Raw genomic sequence first — 14,977 nt, forward strand, 5'->3', positions numbered from 1 at the left:
TCTTAGAGTGTCGCTGACCTCTGAAATATAGGCATTACGCGCTGCGATAGCGTTGCCTTAAGGCAGCCCTTCCTCTACTATCCATCGGTTTTATATTAGGAGAAACAGACATGAAATCGAATGTAGAAAAAGTCTCTAATCTGTCCAGAAAGTTGAAAGTCGAAGTTCCTGCTGCTGCAGTTTCTACTGCTTTTCAAAAAATCTTCAATGGCATTCAAAAAGACGTAACAATCAAAGGATTCCGTAAAGGAAAAGCTCCTTTGGCAACAATCAAAAGTCTTTACGGCGACCGCGTAAAACAAGACGTGGTTCAAGACTTGATCCAACAACACTACGTAAAAGCTCTAGAAGAGCACAAACTTGAGCCGATCAGCTATCCTGAGTTTGAATTTGCAGATCCAACAGAGAACAAAGACTTCTCTTTCTCTGCAAACTTTGACGTGCGTCCTGAAATCAACTTGAAGAAATACGAAGGTCTTGAAGTTGAAAAAGAAAAATACGAATTCGACGCGAAAAAAGTAGATCAAGTTCTTGAGAACATCCGCGCGTCTCGCGCTACTTTCGAAACTGTGACTGAAGCTCGCGCTGCTAAAATGGGCGACATCGCGGTTATTGATTTCGAAGGTTTCATGGGTGGAGCTCCACTTGAAAACGGTTCTGGTAAAAATCACCACCTTGAGCTTGGTGCAAAACAATTCATCGAAGGTTTCGAAGATGGCATTGTTGGCATGAAAGCGGGCGAATCTAAAACGATCTCTTTGAAATTCCCAGATCCATACCACTCTGTAGACCTTGCTGGTAAACCAGTTGAGTTCAAAGTGACTTTGAATGAAATCAAAGCCAAAGTTTTGCCTGAGTTGACTGATGAATTCTTGAAAACTTTGGGTGGCCCGAGCGATCTAGCTACTTTGAAAAAATCTATCGAAGAAGATCTTCAACAAACTGAACAAAAACGTATCGACGACGCTTTCAAAAACCGTTTGTTGAAAGTTCTTGTTAAAGAAAACCCAGTTGAAGTTCCACCTTCTTTGATGAAAGAACAAAAAGCTTCTTTGGTTGAAGACTTCAAAAAGCGTATGGCTGAACAAGGCATGGGCGAAGGTGATTTCGCTTCTTACGTTGAGAAATGGGATGGCGATTTCGCAAAAACTGCGGCTGAGATGATCCAATCTTCTTTCCTAGTTGATGCTATTGCGAAGAAACATGATTTGTTCTGCAAAAAAGAAGATCTTGATGCGAAATTTGCTGAGTACGCTCAACAAACAAACATCGAAGAATCACGCATCCGTGAATTCTACGGCCGCCCTGAACAAGCTAGCCGTCTTACTTACATGATCACAGAAGAGAAAGTGATCGCTTTCTTGAACAAGTCTGTGAAAATTAAAGAAGTTCCAGCTGGATCTTTGAAAGAAGAACAGAACTAATCTTTTTCTCTTAGAAGAATAAGTCCAAAGAGCGGCCCGCAAGGTCGCTCTTTTCTTATAAAAATCCCTCACATATTCCTGGCATTTGGTCTAAATGCGTTCGCTTCGACTACTGTGAAAACAATCACTTAAGATACTCTTAAAGGGATCTTTAAACAGTCGGAGTCAAAATGAAATTTCTGGTAATTCCTGCGCTCGTTCTTGTGGCCTCTTCCTCTTACGCTTTCGAGGCAAATCCTGCACTCCTGCAAAAGTACTACAAAGGAAGTTTTACTTTTGATGGAACTAAAATTGCCAACAATGACTCGGGCACAAGTTTCAACAACAAGGAACGTTGGGCGAAATCTAAAAATTCAAATAGCCAGTACGACATGAACTGGGGCTCTGAAAAAATTGAAGATAGCGAAGTTCTGACGGTGAATGAATCCCTTCTTAATAGCAAAGGCAGTGCAGGCTCTTCTGTGTATGCTAGAACTTCTAGTTTCTATAAAAACAAACTGCGCGCTTCGACGGTTTGTTATGGCAATGCCTCAGGCGGATCAGGTCTCAGCCCTGCTTCCAACGATCTTAAATGCGTGACTGCGACGAAGCGCTCTTGTGATCGCTTGATGAAAGCTTACAACGCCGAGGGCGGCAAAAATAAAATGTCGTCAAAGACTGCCGAGAGCTGCATGAACTTCTTGGGAAGCTACGCCACGATGGCAAAAGCTTTTGGCAACCAGTCTTCTCAAGTTGAAAAGCGCCACAATGACGTGATTGAACAAGATCTCGATCGTCTCAAAGATCATATTAAAGCTTCCACTGGGAATAAAACATGGAGCTTTACGTCTTTAAGTACGGCGACCTCTTCTGAACAACTCGCTAAAACCGCAGAGGAATTTTCCGGCTCTATGGATGGCATCAGAGCTATCAATGCCGCTGTTCAAGCATGCTCCGAATCTATCAATGATTTTGAAGGTGCTCCGGGTGCAGGAACTCCTCGTAGCAGCTCGGGGGCTGCGTCTCCGGGAGTACGATAGGAACGCCCTTCGCTGTCCTCTCTGTCTAAGAACTTTGCAAAGGGTCCCTCTAGAATAAGGGACCCTTTGCTATTTAAAAACCTCTGAATTTAAGTTGTTTCAATCACTTATATACACTCTCCGCCGCTTTTCCGTAGGGCTGGCTTGGTCCTTGCTCAATGGAGGCTGATACAAAAATTAACAACTATTTCGGAGAACGTTCTTATGAAAAAAGTGATGTTGGTATTCCTGACTCTTTTGGCCTGTACGGTTGCTAAAGCAGAAATCATTGGTGGCGGAGGCTACACAGGCGGCCGTCAAAATCTAGAAAATCGCGTTTCTGAACTTGAGCGCATTGTTTATGATTTGCACCAACGTATCTCTACTCTTGAAAATGGTGGTTCTTCTCGCCCTAGATTCCAAGAAATCTCATGCATGGTAACCGCTGATGCTTACAACAACGTCTACCTTGGCAAAGGTCGTACGCGCCTTGAGGCGGAAACAACGGCTTTGCAGGCTTGCGCTACCTCTTTGAATGCCGCCGTCTGCAAAAAAGTTGTTTGTGATGAATCAAGCAGAACAACTATTCGTGGCGCCATCTGCGTAGTTACAGCAAAAGCCTATAACAACGTTTATAAAGGTGAAGGCGCAACTTTGATTGAAGCAGAATACAGAGCTCGTAAAGCTTGTGAAACTTCTTTGAACGGAGCTGTTTGCAATAACAGCAATCCAGTTCGTTGCGAAACTTTTTAATTGGAATTTAAATAACCGGGAACTTCGGAGCATTTATGAAAAAGCTTATCATGTTAGCAATCGCACTTTGGGGGACAAACTCTTTCGCAGCGGAAACTTTGCGAACGCGCACCTACTGTGTTGATACCGCTGGAAATATGACAAGCCAAGTTGTCCAAGGGGATTCAGGCGTCTACATCCCTGTTGGCGACGCGACTTTGTGGCCACAAATGGTTGCAGGAAAAAAGATTCTTCTTCTTACGAAGAAAGGACAGAAAAATCCTGTTGATTCCATGGACCTTGGCGACAGCCAGTCGTCTTCAACTTACGTCGAAGTCCCACAAACAAATGGCGTCTCCGTTCGTTGCCACGTCTTGCTTGAGAAAGTTCCAGCAAAGAAAACTTTCTCAATCATCGTTATGTAAAAGGTACGGACTTACTTTTGGTAGTGCTGCTGCGTTAAGAACGGGTCCCTTCGGGACCCTCTCTTTTTTGGTTCAAAGACTGTCTTTTTCAACTCTTTCTTTAACAACAAATATAGGTCGTCGTTAAACTTAGTGTTCAACCATGCTAGATAATTTTCGTCGTCTTTAGGTATACATCCTCTCCAATTCAGCGAAAACAAAATTGGAGGAAAACAACCTTGAGAAATTCGTTTATTAAAACTTGAGAATGGATAGTTCTCCACTGTCTCTGACAAACCGGCGGTTACGGGATTTCGTGCAATATACTTATACACGTGAGAATAGTGATAATCGTGGCTGATCAAACTTGCTTTGTAAGCGCCACCAAATATATGATTTATTCGTCCGGCTTTTTTGTTGATTTGACGGCTTACGGATTTTTGAAACCACGCCATAACCTCACCAAGATCATGATCCTGAGAGCATTGCCCTAAAAGATGATAGTGGTTGCTCATCAGAACAAAGGCATGGATTTCAAAGCCAAATCTTTGGTGTATCTCCACTAAACTCGAAGTGAAGACTCTCCAACATTCGGAAATCGGAAGATAGAACCACTCCTTGTTATTGGAACGAGCAGTAACGTGATACGGAAATTCAGATGTATAGATTAAAGGTTTTCTAGGCATGAACTCGGGTACTGCGAGATCAATGCCACGCTTTCTAACGCAACTGCGCTACCAAAAGTAAGTCCGTACCTTTTGGTTATTGGCAGTTGTGGTATTCTTCGAAGTATTTTTGGCAGATGGAGTATTGTGAATTGCAGTCTGAGATGTCTGATGAGTTGTACTGAGCTGCTGGACATGTGCGGGCGGCTCCGCGTTTTACGACGGCCGTGAAAGTTCCTTCACCCATAGGCTCGATCAATTTATTTCCTGAAAAAATTCTGTAACGAATTGTGTTTGTCCCAAATTCCAAAAGTGGCTTTTGGAAAAGAGTGGAAATCCACAAGTTGAAAGCTTCGCGACTTTTTCCACGAGCGCCATCGTAATCGACTAATTTTGAACGTGAAGAACCGTCTTCATGAGCTGCTGTCAGCTCAATCTTATTCGCGCGACCGTCTTGAGGACCTACGAAATAATCATATGCTTGAGGATCAAGAGCCACATCACGGCAAGAGTAAATAGCGCTGCCTGAGCCATTAAAGCCGCTGCAGATAACACGAACTTGTCCTTGGATCGCTGTCGCTGAGAGTTCGTTGCCGCGAGAAAATCCCGTGTGGGCTTGGGCTAACGAACAAAATGCCAGAAGCAAAACAACTGTTTTCAACATCAGAAAAGGCCCCCTCTGCCTCACCCTTTTATTGTGCGGCTAGAGTAGGGCCTCTATTTGTGAGAAGCAATAACTAGCGCGTCAAAACCTTCAAAGTGTCCCACGCCTTCAGGTAGCTAAATGCCTGATATGCCTGATAATCTGCTTTAAACAAACGCTCGCGCGGAGAAAGCTTTTCTTCTTTTTTCGAGCCCACATCTTTCCACCAAGCAAGAGCCCCCTCTTCGGCACCTTGTTTTGTGTCAAGCTTCTCTTCGGCCTTCTCGCGATCCCCTTTTAAGTGACCTGCGATATCGCCTTCACGAGTTGTCGGAGACTTCACAATAGCTTTTGCAAATGCCTCTGGATCTACGTCTTCGATTTCAATGTCAGGATGAATACCTTCGGCTTGGATCGAAACACCACTTGGTGTGTAGTATCTTGCAACTGTGAGTTTCAAGCCACTGCCATCTCCTAGTTTAATAACAGATTGAACAGAGCCCTTACCGAAAGTACGTTGACCGACAATCAAAGCACGTTTGTTATCTTGAAGAGCACCGGAGACAATTTCACTAGCACTCGCCGTGTACTCATTGACAAGAATCACAACTGGGAAGTTTGTGTATTGACCTTTCTTCGTCGCTACAGCCACTTCTTTTTCATTTTTATTACGACCAATGGTGCTGACGATCGTTCCCTCTTTCAGGAACATATCGCTGACTTTCACTGCTTGATCTAAAAGACCGCCCGGATTTCTGCGCAAGTCGATCAACAATCCTGCCACTTTACCTTTGTGGTCTTTTTCATGTTTCTCGATTGTTTTTTGCAAGTCTTTTGCGGTGTTCTCGATGAAGCTTGTAATTTTGATGTAAGCAAAACCTTCACCCAAATCCGTGTATTTCACCGACTTGATTTTTACACTTCCACGAACGACCGTGATGTCGCGAGGTTTTTCTTCGTTATCACGCACGACACGCAAAATAACTTTGCTGCCTTTTTTTCCACGCATCAATTGAGACGCCTCAACAAGGCTCATGCCTTTTGTGCTTGTCCCGTCGACGGCAATAACTTTATCACCCGCTTTGATCCCGGCTTCCCAAGCTGGGGCATCTTCGATAGGAGAAATAATTGTGAGAACTCCGTTTTGAATGGAGATCTCAATTCCCAATCCACCGAACTCTCCGCTTGTTTCTGTTTCAAAGTCTTTGAACATTTCTGGCGGCATGAAGTTCGTGTGAGGATCAAGTTCACGAAGCATCCCTTTGATCGCTCCGTATACAAGTTTCTTCGTGTTCACTTCTTCAACATAGTACTGCTGAATAAGATTTAAAACTTTGCTGAAGTTTTGCAGATCCGCATAGCGTTCTTGGGCGAAAGCGCGAACTTGAAAACCGGATTCCGCCATGATGAAAAGAGTCACCAGAAGGATGCCTCCCAAGATGTAGGTTTTCCAGTAGCGTTTGAGTGATTGCATAGTGTTAGAGTCCTTTCATCCACTGCTGCGGGTCGTAGGGTTCGGAAAAATGTCTAATTTCGAAATACAATCCAGGGTTGCTTTCTTGAGGAGCCTCGCCAACAAGCGCGATGACTTGAGATTGCGTAATCTCGTCCCCCGTATTCACTTTCACTTCTTGAGCGTGGGAATAAACACTGTAGTAGTGATCGCCATGATCAACAATCAACGTGGTTCCAAAACCCGGAAGTTCACCCACATAAGATACTCGACCTTCAAAGATCGACTTAATAGGACTCCCCTTCGCCGCGGAAATAAAAATTCCCTTGTGAGAAAGAGTATAAGGGTGTTCGTCCCCTTTCATAAGTCCAAATTTTTGTGTAACCACACCCGGAAGTGGAACGGGAAGCTCCCCTTTTTGATCCGCGAAGGATGGTTTAAAAAGAAGATCGAAGAGTCCAGCGTCGTCGATATTATATTGCAGAGACTTTTCACGAAGACCGTGGATCTTGTTCATCGCAAAGAGTTTGTTCTTACGAATGCCGTCCAAGATCTTACCTTTCAGATCTTGTTCGCGGCGAAGCTGTTTTTCTTGGGCAACGATCTTCGTTTCAACGCCCTTCAAACTTTCTAAACGAGCCGCCAAAGTTTTACGTTTTTTTTGCAGGTCCTGAAGGTCCCGGCCGTAATTCTTGATAAGATCCAGATCGCGGGAAGCGACAATCCCCATGATCTTTAAGTTTCTTTCCAACGAAGCTGAGCTGGACGAAGAAAAAAGAAAACGCGCCATGGACGCGCCACCAAGTTTGTAAATCGCTCTGAGGCGTTCTGCTAAAAGGGCCCTTTGCGATTTTGAACGCTGGTCCAGGTCTTCGACTTTTTGCGTGAGATTGCGAATATTGACTTCCAGGAAAGCTCTTTGTTGTGAAAGCTCCCCTTTGTCTGTGACAATCTTCTTAATTTTTTTATTGAGCTGATAAAGGGCGGATAGAATCTGGCGTTGTTTGACTTCCGCATCTTCAATGCGCTTTTTCGTGGCTTCAAAGTCTTTGGCTAAGTTGTCAACGTCAGCCGGAGCGGCAGCATTTGCTCCCACGGCCATGGACAACCCCAAAACTAAAAGGACACGGATGAGTTTCAAAAAATTACCCCTGACTTCCTGCATATCCATCGTTCAAACGACGTACGCAAAGATAAGAAGCCAACGCTCCTAAGCATGTTCCACCAATGACAAAGACCACTAAAAGAACGGGACTGATAAAACGAAGATGTTCGCCCAATTGCAGGAAGCTTAATTTTGTAACCAGAAGATTTTTAATTCCCCAATAAAGAGCAAAACAAAGGAGGATCGCTAATGTTGAAGAACCAAACCCGAGAACCGCACCTTCCATCATAAATGGTTTGCGGATCATGGACGGTGTCGCTCCGATCATTTCAAGAACCACAATTTCTTCTTTGCGATTTTGGATGGATGCACGGATGGCATTGGAGATTACAAACAACGCGGCTAAAAGAATAACCAGACCTAAGAGTCGCATCGTGGTTTCAATAGCTGTGACAAGCGCCGCATATTTTTCAACCCAATCCTGACCGTAACTAACTTCATCGACACCTTGAAGGCCTTTGACCTCAGCTGCCAACGAACCCAAAACCTGCATTTGTACTGCGGTGGTTACGTCTTCCGCCAAACGAACCTGCAAACTTGAAGGGATTAACTTCAGAAGCTCTTCATCCTGGGAAATATCTGGAGCATAACTCGCTAGTTGAGTACGGAAATCGCCCAAAGCTTTTTCTTGCGTGATCAGTTTGATCTCGCCCACTTTTCCGGTGGCTTTCAATTTTTCTTCGATCTCTTGACGGCCTTTATCTGAAAGATCTTGGGAAAGATAGACGGTCATTTGCACGTCTTCTCCCCACAGAGTCAGAAGATTTTTAAAGTTCTGCGAAAGAAGAACTGTCGAACCCATCACGACAAAACAGGCCGTGACAACGATAAGAGTGGAAATTTTCAGAGCCCAATTTTTTTGCGGGGGTCGTTTCATTTCTTATCCCCCACAATCATTCCATCGCGAAGCTCTAACGTTCTTTTGTTTCTTCGTTTGACCATTTCATGATCGTGAGTCGCTACAAAAACCGTGGTTCCTTGGGCGCAAACGCGCTCTAAAAGATCCATGATCTCTTCGCTCAAGCGAGGATCTAAGTTTCCCGTTGGCTCATCGGCAATCAAAACACCGGGTTGATGAACAATCGCTCGGGCAATCGCCGTGCGCTGTTGCTCCCCACCAGAAATAAAATCGGGATATTGATCATGTTTATGGGCCAATCCCACTTGTTCTAGGACTTCGTAAACACGACGTTGAATTGCGGGGGCTTTATCCCCACGCACTTGCAAGGGCAAAGCAACGTTTTCGAAAATAGTACGGTCTTTAAGAAGCTTGAAGTCTTGAAAGACCACGCCGATTTTTCTGCGGAAAAGAGGAATTTGAGTATTCTTGATTGAAAGAAGATCGTGACCCGCTACTTTGACATCTCCAGAGGTCGCCACATCGTAAGCAGAGATCATTTTAAAGAGTGTAGTTTTACCTGCGCCACTCGGTCCCGTTAGAAAAACGAACTCGCCTTTGTCGATCCGCAGATCCACATTTTTTAAAGCATGAACCGGGCCGGGATAAGTCTTGTAGACATGTGAGAATTCTATCATCTCTCTATCTTATGAAAGACCAAGAGAGATGAATACTCGCCCGAAGTCGAGTTTTAAGGCGTTCCGCCCGCCATAAGAGTATCAATGATCGTGGAGTGCTGACGACGCAGAGCAAGCTTGATGGCTTCTTCCGTCTGATTGGACCCTAAACGCAAAACCGTATCGTAGGGAGTTTTGATTGTTTTCATCACGGCGCCGTTACAAAAAATACGGCTCACGAGAAACGGATTCTGCAAACCCCAATCTTCTGTTTGAATGTGATATTTCTGACCGCGAACGGTGATGTCTGAATTAAAACCCTTTTGCATTGTTGCAATACCTCATAAACAAAATAGCAAAAAAAGTGTTCGCACTCATCAATTTTTTCTTGGACTCAGGTTCAATTGAAACTAGAGTCATTTATTGTAAATCAAAGGAGATTTAATCATGAGAATGTTCCAGTACGTTGTGGGTGTTTGTGTAATTCTGTCTTCCTTGTCTGCCTACTCTGCAGAGCCTTTCACGGGAGAAGCTGAAGCCGGTGCTATTATTGTAAGCGGCAACAACGATTCCGAAAGCTACAATGCAAAAGCAAAAACTGTCTACACTCAGGAAAAAAATGTTTACACTGCATTCGGTCGTTATTTGAAAACAACGTCTCTAGGAACTGAAAGTGCTCGTAACTGGGAAGTCGGAGTTCGCTACGAAAGAGAACTTACCGACTATTTTGGTGTGTACGTCGGTCAAAAAGCAGAAAGTGATATCTTCAATGGTTACATCCAAAGGGACTCAACAGACGCCGGTCTAAAATACTATGTGATTAAGAGCGATGAAATGAACTGGTTCTTCGAGGCCGGTTATCGCTACCAAAAAACTCTTCCAACAGCAGGAAGCACAAAGCACGATAACATGGGTCGCGTATACACAGAGTTTAACAAAGCTTTGGATAAAACTTTGTCATTTAAGTACTGGGCAGAGTATTTGCCAAACTTCACAGAAACAGACGCTTACCTTGCTAACACGGAAGCTTCTTTGAACATCATGCTCAACTCGATATTCTCTTTGAAGCTCGCTTACCTATTACAATACCAAAATCTGCCTCCAGCAGGTGGCAAGTATACGACAACTACAACTACAATGAACCTTGTTGCAAAATTCTAAGGTCAGGAAAGGACGTTTCCTATGTTTAAAGAATTTAAAGCGTTTATCATGCGAGGCAATGTCCTCGACTTGGCAGTGGGTATCATCATCGGTGCGGCTTTCGGGAAGATTGTTTCTTCTTTTGTTGCCGACGTTCTAACTCCTGTCATTAGCTTAGGCTTGGGAAAAGTAGATTTCTCAAATCTCTTCCTCGCGCTCAATGGCGAAACTTACGCGACTCTTGAAGAAGCGAAGAAAGCCGGTGTGGCGACGGTTAATTATGGTTTGTTCGTGAACGCTATCATCGACTTTTTGATCGTGGCTTTCGCAATCTTCATGATCGTGCGTATGGCGAACAGATTTAAGAAAGAAGAAGCTCCACCACCACCGAACAGCAAAGAATGCCCAGAGTGTCTTTCAACTATTCCTTTGAAAGCTCGTAAGTGCTCTCATTGCGGAAGCGCCCAAGCTGTTTAATTAAAAATTGACAGAACTTTTTGAAGCCCGGGAGAACCTCTCGGGCTTTTTCTCATTTTGATACGTAAACCTTTTGAGCGCACCTGCCGATAATTGGTACTGCTATTGCATCATCTATTTTCATCGGGGAGGAACTCAAATGAATAAGATTTCAGGCAAAACAGACAGAACAGTTGTCAAAATCTTTATCAACATCCTAGCTAGCGCGGCACTACTTCCTCACTCAGGTGCTTTCGCGGCTCAGGCAACAGCGCCGGCTACTACAACAACGACGACTCAAACACCAGCCGCTGCTCCTGCGGCAGATGCTAATACTGCTGCGATTCTATTAGCTAGAGACGCTGCCGCAGCCAAAGAAAAAGAGCAGTCACTCTGCAAAGCTGCCACAGATAAAATCGACGAAGCCTCTCGTAAAATCGGTGAAGCTTGTAGAAAAGCCGGTATGTCAGGAAGCTCTAATTGCGTTTCTAAAGCCCGCAGTTGTGCTGACGAATCTGGATCAGAATCTTTTGATACAGTAGGTGCCTTTGCTACAGTTCTTGGTGTTCCAGCTGGAAGCACGGCCGGACTTTCTTCTGCATGTCCTCAAATGAATGGTCGCGATTACTTTGCTGAGAAAGAGCGTATTCAAAAAGAAATCAAAGACACTGAAAAGGAATTGGCTGAGTTGAACGACGACAAAGCCAATCTTCAAGACGACTACAATAAAGAGATGCAAAAAATCCAAGAGACTTTAACCAAGGCTCAAGAGGATTATAAAAAGAAAGAAGTCGAGCTTGATCAAGAAGAGCGCGAGCGTATTGCTGAGTTCAACAACAGCCAAAACCAAGCTAAAGAAGCTATGCGCAAAAAGGGTTCAGACATTTTGAGCTTGCGCGGTCAATTGACTCAACTTCAACGCGATAAAGCCCGCTCTTTAAACTTGATGTCTGAGAGCGCAGGTAAACGTAAGTGTGTGGCTGACCTTGCAAAAATGAAGGCTGAATACGAAAAAACATTCTCAAATTCGGCGGTCTCTAGCTCAAATCATATCTCTCAAGCTAAGAAGAAGAAGCAAGAAATGATTGATTTCTATAACACTTGCATGAACGACTTCAATCAACAACGTATTGCTTTGAATGAACAAACTCGTCAAAAACAAGAAGACTTGGACAAACAAATCCGCGATGCTCAATCTTCATTGGACGAGATTCAAAACAGCTTAACTTTGGCTAACAATCAGCTTGAAGAAATGAAGCAAGCGACTGTTAAGAAGAAAAACGACGCTCTTCAAAGCGTGATTGACTTGGGAACTCGTTCTCAAACTCAAATGCAAGCAGCCTATACAAAACTGCAAGAGAACTTGAAGACGTTGGCCGCAAAACAAGCCAGCTTGACGGCGGCATTGAATCGCGCCAACCAATCATTGATGACCTTAGGTCCAGCTCCTAAATCAAAAAGTTCTGAGTACACTCCGGGCGATGCATCGGGTGAAATCGAAGCTCAAATCAGCATCATCGAACGCGCTAAGTACGGACTTCCTTCAAGCTGCGCTGGTGATGTAGAAACAGCTGCGAAGAATGCTCAAAAATCTCTTGGAACGAAGTAAGGTCAAACCAGCCTAAGGCCTAGTATAGATAGTAGACCCTACCCAATCACACTGTTAGAATGGGGGCTTATTAAAGGAGCCCCCGCCAGTGTTAAAGAAGATCTTACTGTTTATTGTCGCTCTTGGTCTTATTGGAATTCTCAGTGCGTATCTGATTGTTAAATCCGTCCAATCTAGTCTTCCACAATTAATCACCGTCAAAGATTACGAACCTCTCCTTGTTAGCCAAGTGTTTGATCGTCATGGCAAACGCATCGGTGAGTTTCTTCGTGAAAGACGAACTCTGGTTGCTTACGACAAGATTCCTAAGAATTTAGTGAATGCCTTCCTGGCTGCCGAAGACGATCAATTCTTTGAACATAAAGGTATCAATCCACAGGCCATTTTCCGTGCGGCCCTTGCAAACTTGCGTGCCGGAAGATCTGTCCAAGGGGGATCGACGATCACTCAGCAGGTGGCAAAAACCTTGTTGCTGTCTTCTGAAAAAACTCTGACTCGTAAACTTCGCGATATGCTTCTGGCTCTTGAGATGGAAAAAAACTTGAGCAAAGAAGACATCTTGTATCTTTACCTCAATCAAATTTATTTCGGGCAAGGGGCTCATGGAATCGAGCAAGCCGCCCAAGTTTATTATCGTAAGACAGTGAATAAGTTGACGTTGCCAGAGATGGCAATTCTTGCGGGTCTTCCACAAGCTCCGAGCGGTTACAGTCCTGTTCGCAATCCTCTCAGAGCGAAAGAAAGACAGATTTACGTTCTTCGTCGTATGGCGGATGTTGGTTACATCACGAAAGACGAAGCGGAAGCCGCAATTAAAGAGCCGGTTAAAGTTTATGTTCGTGAAAACTATGAAGAGTATGCTCCTTTCTTCCTAGAAACAGTTCGTCAGCTTTTGGTGGCGCAACTTGGTGAAGACATGGTTCTTGATAAAGGTCTTCGTATCTATACTAGCCTTGATCTTGATAAACAGATGGCAGCACAAGAGTCCGTGCTTGCCGGTCTTAAATCATTGGATAAACGCCAGGGATATCGTGGCCCTTTAAAAAATCTTTCTGATGCAGACGATATTGAAGAGTTCTTGAAAGAAAATCAGAAGAAATTGATCTCTGATTTCACTCCGGAAAGAACAATCCTTCCTGAGGGAAAATTTGCAGACATCGTTCCTACTAAAAATGCAAAAGATGCCAAAGAGCACCCGCTTCTTCCTCCTTACATCAAGATCAATGACACTGTTCAAGGTGTGGTAGCGAATGTCGATGATGATTCGGGATTGGTTTATATCACCCTTCCTGAAACTCAGGGGCTTATTGATATGGAAACGATGACGTGGGCACGTAAACCCGACACGGAAGCTCGTTTCGATTTAGCCGCCATCAAAAAACCTTCCGAAGCTCTCAAAAAGGGTGATGTGATTCTTGTCAAAGTTGTCGGCGATAAATTTGCTTCAAGTCGCTTGGCCAATTCGACGAAAAAGAAAGCTCCGACTCAAGCTCTTCCTGATTTCAATAAATTTTTGGCTCTTGAGTTGGATCAAGAACCTCAAGTTGAAGGTGCTTTGATTTCTTTCGACCAAGGCTCACAAGATATCGTAGCCATGGTGGGTGGATCGAATTTCATTAAGAGTGAATTCAATCGTGCGATTCAAGCGCCTCGCCAAACAGGTTCCGCATTTAAAGCCATTGTGTATGCATCGGCTTTGGATAAGGGATACACTCCGGCAACTCCGATCATGGATGCTCCTATCGTTTTTGAAGAAGGTGGTGCCGCCGATGATTCTGAAGGACAGGGCGATCCTAAAGTTTGGAAGCCATCGAATCACTCTAAGAGTTTTGGTGGAGACATTCTCTTCCGCAACGCTCTTGTTAAATCTTTGAATATTCCCACAGTGAAAATCATTGAAGACGTGGGAGTTCCTTGGGCGACGGACTATGCTCGACGCTTGGGAATTTACTCTCCTCTGAATCCGGATTTCACTTTGGCGTTAGGTTCCAGCAGCGTGACTTTGTATGAAATGACTAAGGCCTTTGCTGAGTTTGGCCGTTTGGGAAGACGCATTTCTCCTTTGCTTATCCACAAAGTGGAAGATGCAAATGGAAAAGTTCTTATTCAAAATGTTTCTTTGGACACTCGTTTTGAAAAAGAAATTAAAACGATCTCTGATGACTTTGAACAACGCCGCAAGGCTTATCTTGAAATCGTCAATGATCCGGCAAAACTTGAAGAACTTAAAAAGAAAGATCCGAAGCACGCGAAATTAGACGAAAATATTTTCTTCCAAGATGGCGATCAGCTCATCCGTCCAACAACGGCATATGTGATGACAACTCTCCTTAAAGGTGTTGTTGAAGATGCTGGAGGAACTGGAGGACGTGCCCGCGCTGTCGGTCGCGAAGTCGCTGGTAAAACAGGTTCTACAAACAACTACTTTGACGCGTGGTTTATCGGCTACAGCCCACAGATCGCGACAGGCGTTTGGGTGGGATTTGACAAAGAGAAGAGCATTGGTAAAGGCGAGGTTGGTGGACGTGCGGCGTTACCTATCTGGGTCGATTACATGAAAGCGGCTCACGACGGACTGCCTCAGATGACTTTCCCAGTGCCGGAAGGAATCGTGTTTGCTAATATCGATGCCGATACTGGAAAACTCGCTTCGGCATCGACGAAGAAAATTATTCGTCAGGCCTTTGTTGAAGGAACAGAACCCACAGCCTCTTCAAATAAAGCAGAAGAAGCCACAGACTTTTACAAACAGGATCTCTCTGAATGAAAGATA

General features: G+C 44.2%; 15 protein-coding genes. 8 read left to right on the forward strand and 7 right to left on the reverse strand.

The window, feature by feature from the left end; all coding sequences use genetic code 11:
* Positions 1-110 precede the first annotated feature (110 nt).
* The 4 genes from tig to ACL934_RS19030 all read left to right on the forward strand — a co-directional run bounded on the left by tig (position 111) and on the right by ACL934_RS19030 (position 3,579).
* Positions 111-1,424, forward strand: a complete 1,314-nt coding sequence (gene tig / locus ACL934_RS19015) for a trigger factor (protein ID WP_413612805.1) — start codon at positions 111-113, stop codon at positions 1,422-1,424.
* 170 nt (positions 1,425-1,594) lie between these two features.
* Entirely contained in the window at positions 1,595-2,443 is an 849-nt protein-coding gene (locus tag ACL934_RS19020; RefSeq protein ID WP_374076218.1) for a hypothetical protein, read from the forward strand.
* A gap of 204 nt (positions 2,444-2,647) precedes the next feature.
* Positions 2,648-3,175 (forward strand): hypothetical protein, encoded by a 528-nt coding sequence (locus ACL934_RS19025; protein ID WP_374076220.1) that lies wholly within the window; start codon positions 2,648-2,650, stop codon positions 3,173-3,175.
* A 35-nt stretch (positions 3,176-3,210) separates the two neighbouring features.
* Positions 3,211-3,579, forward strand: coding sequence for a hypothetical protein (locus ACL934_RS19030; RefSeq protein ID WP_413612806.1), 369 nt, complete (start codon positions 3,211-3,213; stop codon positions 3,577-3,579).
* Between the two features lie 11 nt (positions 3,580-3,590).
* Here ACL934_RS19030 and ACL934_RS19035 read toward each other — a convergent pair whose 3' ends face one another.
* The 7 genes from ACL934_RS19035 to ACL934_RS19065 form a co-directional block, all read right to left on the reverse strand.
* Complete coding sequence (locus ACL934_RS19035; RefSeq protein WP_374076224.1) at positions 3,591-4,244, reverse strand: transposase; 654 nt, start codon at positions 4,242-4,244, stop codon at positions 3,591-3,593.
* A gap of 76 nt (positions 4,245-4,320) precedes the next feature.
* Entirely contained in the window at positions 4,321-4,887 is a 567-nt protein-coding gene (locus ACL934_RS19040; protein WP_374076226.1) for a hypothetical protein, read from the reverse strand.
* A 73-nt stretch (positions 4,888-4,960) separates the two neighbouring features.
* Complete coding sequence (locus tag ACL934_RS19045) at positions 4,961-6,340, reverse strand: S41 family peptidase (RefSeq protein ID WP_374076228.1); 1,380 nt, start codon at positions 6,338-6,340, stop codon at positions 4,961-4,963.
* A gap of 4 nt (positions 6,341-6,344) precedes the next feature.
* Positions 6,345-7,460 (reverse strand): murein hydrolase activator EnvC family protein, encoded by a 1,116-nt coding sequence (locus ACL934_RS19050; protein ID WP_374076230.1) that lies wholly within the window; start codon positions 7,458-7,460, stop codon positions 6,345-6,347.
* 4 nt (positions 7,461-7,464) lie between these two features.
* A complete protein-coding gene (locus tag ACL934_RS19055) occupies positions 7,465-8,361 on the reverse strand; it encodes a cell division protein FtsX (protein WP_374076232.1) in 897 nt (298 codons plus the stop codon).
* A complete protein-coding gene (gene ftsE, locus ACL934_RS19060) occupies positions 8,358-9,020 on the reverse strand; it encodes a cell division ATP-binding protein FtsE (RefSeq protein ID WP_374076234.1) in 663 nt (220 codons plus the stop codon). Before ftsE ends, ACL934_RS19055 begins: the two co-directional genes overlap by 4 nt.
* Positions 9,021-9,073: 53 nt before the next feature.
* Complete coding sequence (locus tag ACL934_RS19065; RefSeq protein WP_374076235.1) at positions 9,074-9,328, reverse strand: hypothetical protein; 255 nt, start codon at positions 9,326-9,328, stop codon at positions 9,074-9,076.
* Positions 9,329-9,446: 118 nt separating this feature from the next.
* Between ACL934_RS19065 and ACL934_RS19070 the strand changes: the two genes are divergently transcribed.
* The 4 genes from ACL934_RS19070 (at position 9,447) to ACL934_RS19085 (ending at position 14,971) form a co-directional block, all read left to right on the forward strand.
* Entirely contained in the window at positions 9,447-10,160 is a 714-nt protein-coding gene (locus tag ACL934_RS19070; RefSeq protein ID WP_374076237.1) for a DUF481 domain-containing protein, read from the forward strand.
* A gap of 21 nt (positions 10,161-10,181) precedes the next feature.
* Positions 10,182-10,616 (forward strand): large conductance mechanosensitive channel protein MscL, encoded by a 435-nt coding sequence (mscL, locus tag ACL934_RS19075; protein WP_374076239.1) that lies wholly within the window; start codon positions 10,182-10,184, stop codon positions 10,614-10,616.
* 139 nt (positions 10,617-10,755) lie between these two features.
* Positions 10,756-12,204: a hypothetical protein gene (locus ACL934_RS19080; RefSeq protein ID WP_374076240.1), complete on the forward strand. Its 1,449-nt coding sequence runs from the start codon at positions 10,756-10,758 to the stop codon at positions 12,202-12,204.
* Between the two features lie 88 nt (positions 12,205-12,292).
* Positions 12,293-14,971, forward strand: a complete 2,679-nt coding sequence (locus ACL934_RS19085) for a penicillin-binding protein 1A (protein ID WP_374076242.1) — start codon at positions 12,293-12,295, stop codon at positions 14,969-14,971.
* Positions 14,972-14,977 lie beyond the last annotated feature (6 nt).

Origin of the sequence: Bdellovibrio sp. HCB-110 (assembly GCF_047323225.1) — a bacterium.
GTDB lineage: Bacteria > Bdellovibrionota > Bdellovibrionia > Bdellovibrionales > Bdellovibrionaceae > Bdellovibrio.

What these genes read in the sequence shown, in the direction of transcription:
- ACL934_RS19040 (WP_374076226.1), bottom strand. Translation starts at nt 4,887, where the DNA reads ATGTTGAAAACAGTTGTTTTGCTTCTGGCATTTTGTTCGTTAGCCCAA.
- mscL (WP_374076239.1), top strand. Translation starts at nt 10,182, where the DNA reads ATGTTTAAAGAATTTAAAGCGTTTATCATGCGAGGCAATGTCCTCGAC.
- ACL934_RS19065 (WP_374076235.1), bottom strand. Translation starts at nt 9,328, where the DNA reads ATGCAAAAGGGTTTTAATTCAGACATCACCGTTCGCGGTCAGAAATAT.
- ACL934_RS19035 (WP_374076224.1), bottom strand. Translation starts at nt 4,244, where the DNA reads ATGCCTAGAAAACCTTTAATCTATACATCTGAATTTCCGTATCACGTT.
- ACL934_RS19080 (WP_374076240.1), top strand. Translation starts at nt 10,756, where the DNA reads ATGAATAAGATTTCAGGCAAAACAGACAGAACAGTTGTCAAAATCTTT.
- ACL934_RS19030 (WP_413612806.1), top strand. Translation starts at nt 3,211, where the DNA reads ATGAAAAAGCTTATCATGTTAGCAATCGCACTTTGGGGGACAAACTCT.
- tig (WP_413612805.1), top strand. Translation starts at nt 111, where the DNA reads ATGAAATCGAATGTAGAAAAAGTCTCTAATCTGTCCAGAAAGTTGAAA.
- ACL934_RS19070 (WP_374076237.1), top strand. Translation starts at nt 9,447, where the DNA reads ATGAGAATGTTCCAGTACGTTGTGGGTGTTTGTGTAATTCTGTCTTCC.
- ACL934_RS19025 (WP_374076220.1), top strand. Translation starts at nt 2,648, where the DNA reads ATGAAAAAAGTGATGTTGGTATTCCTGACTCTTTTGGCCTGTACGGTT.
- ftsE (WP_374076234.1), bottom strand. Translation starts at nt 9,020, where the DNA reads ATGATAGAATTCTCACATGTCTACAAGACTTATCCCGGCCCGGTTCAT.
- ACL934_RS19055 (WP_374076232.1), bottom strand. Translation starts at nt 8,361, where the DNA reads ATGAAACGACCCCCGCAAAAAAATTGGGCTCTGAAAATTTCCACTCTT.
- ACL934_RS19020 (WP_374076218.1), top strand. Translation starts at nt 1,595, where the DNA reads ATGAAATTTCTGGTAATTCCTGCGCTCGTTCTTGTGGCCTCTTCCTCT.
- ACL934_RS19045 (WP_374076228.1), bottom strand. Translation starts at nt 6,340, where the DNA reads ATGCAATCACTCAAACGCTACTGGAAAACCTACATCTTGGGAGGCATC.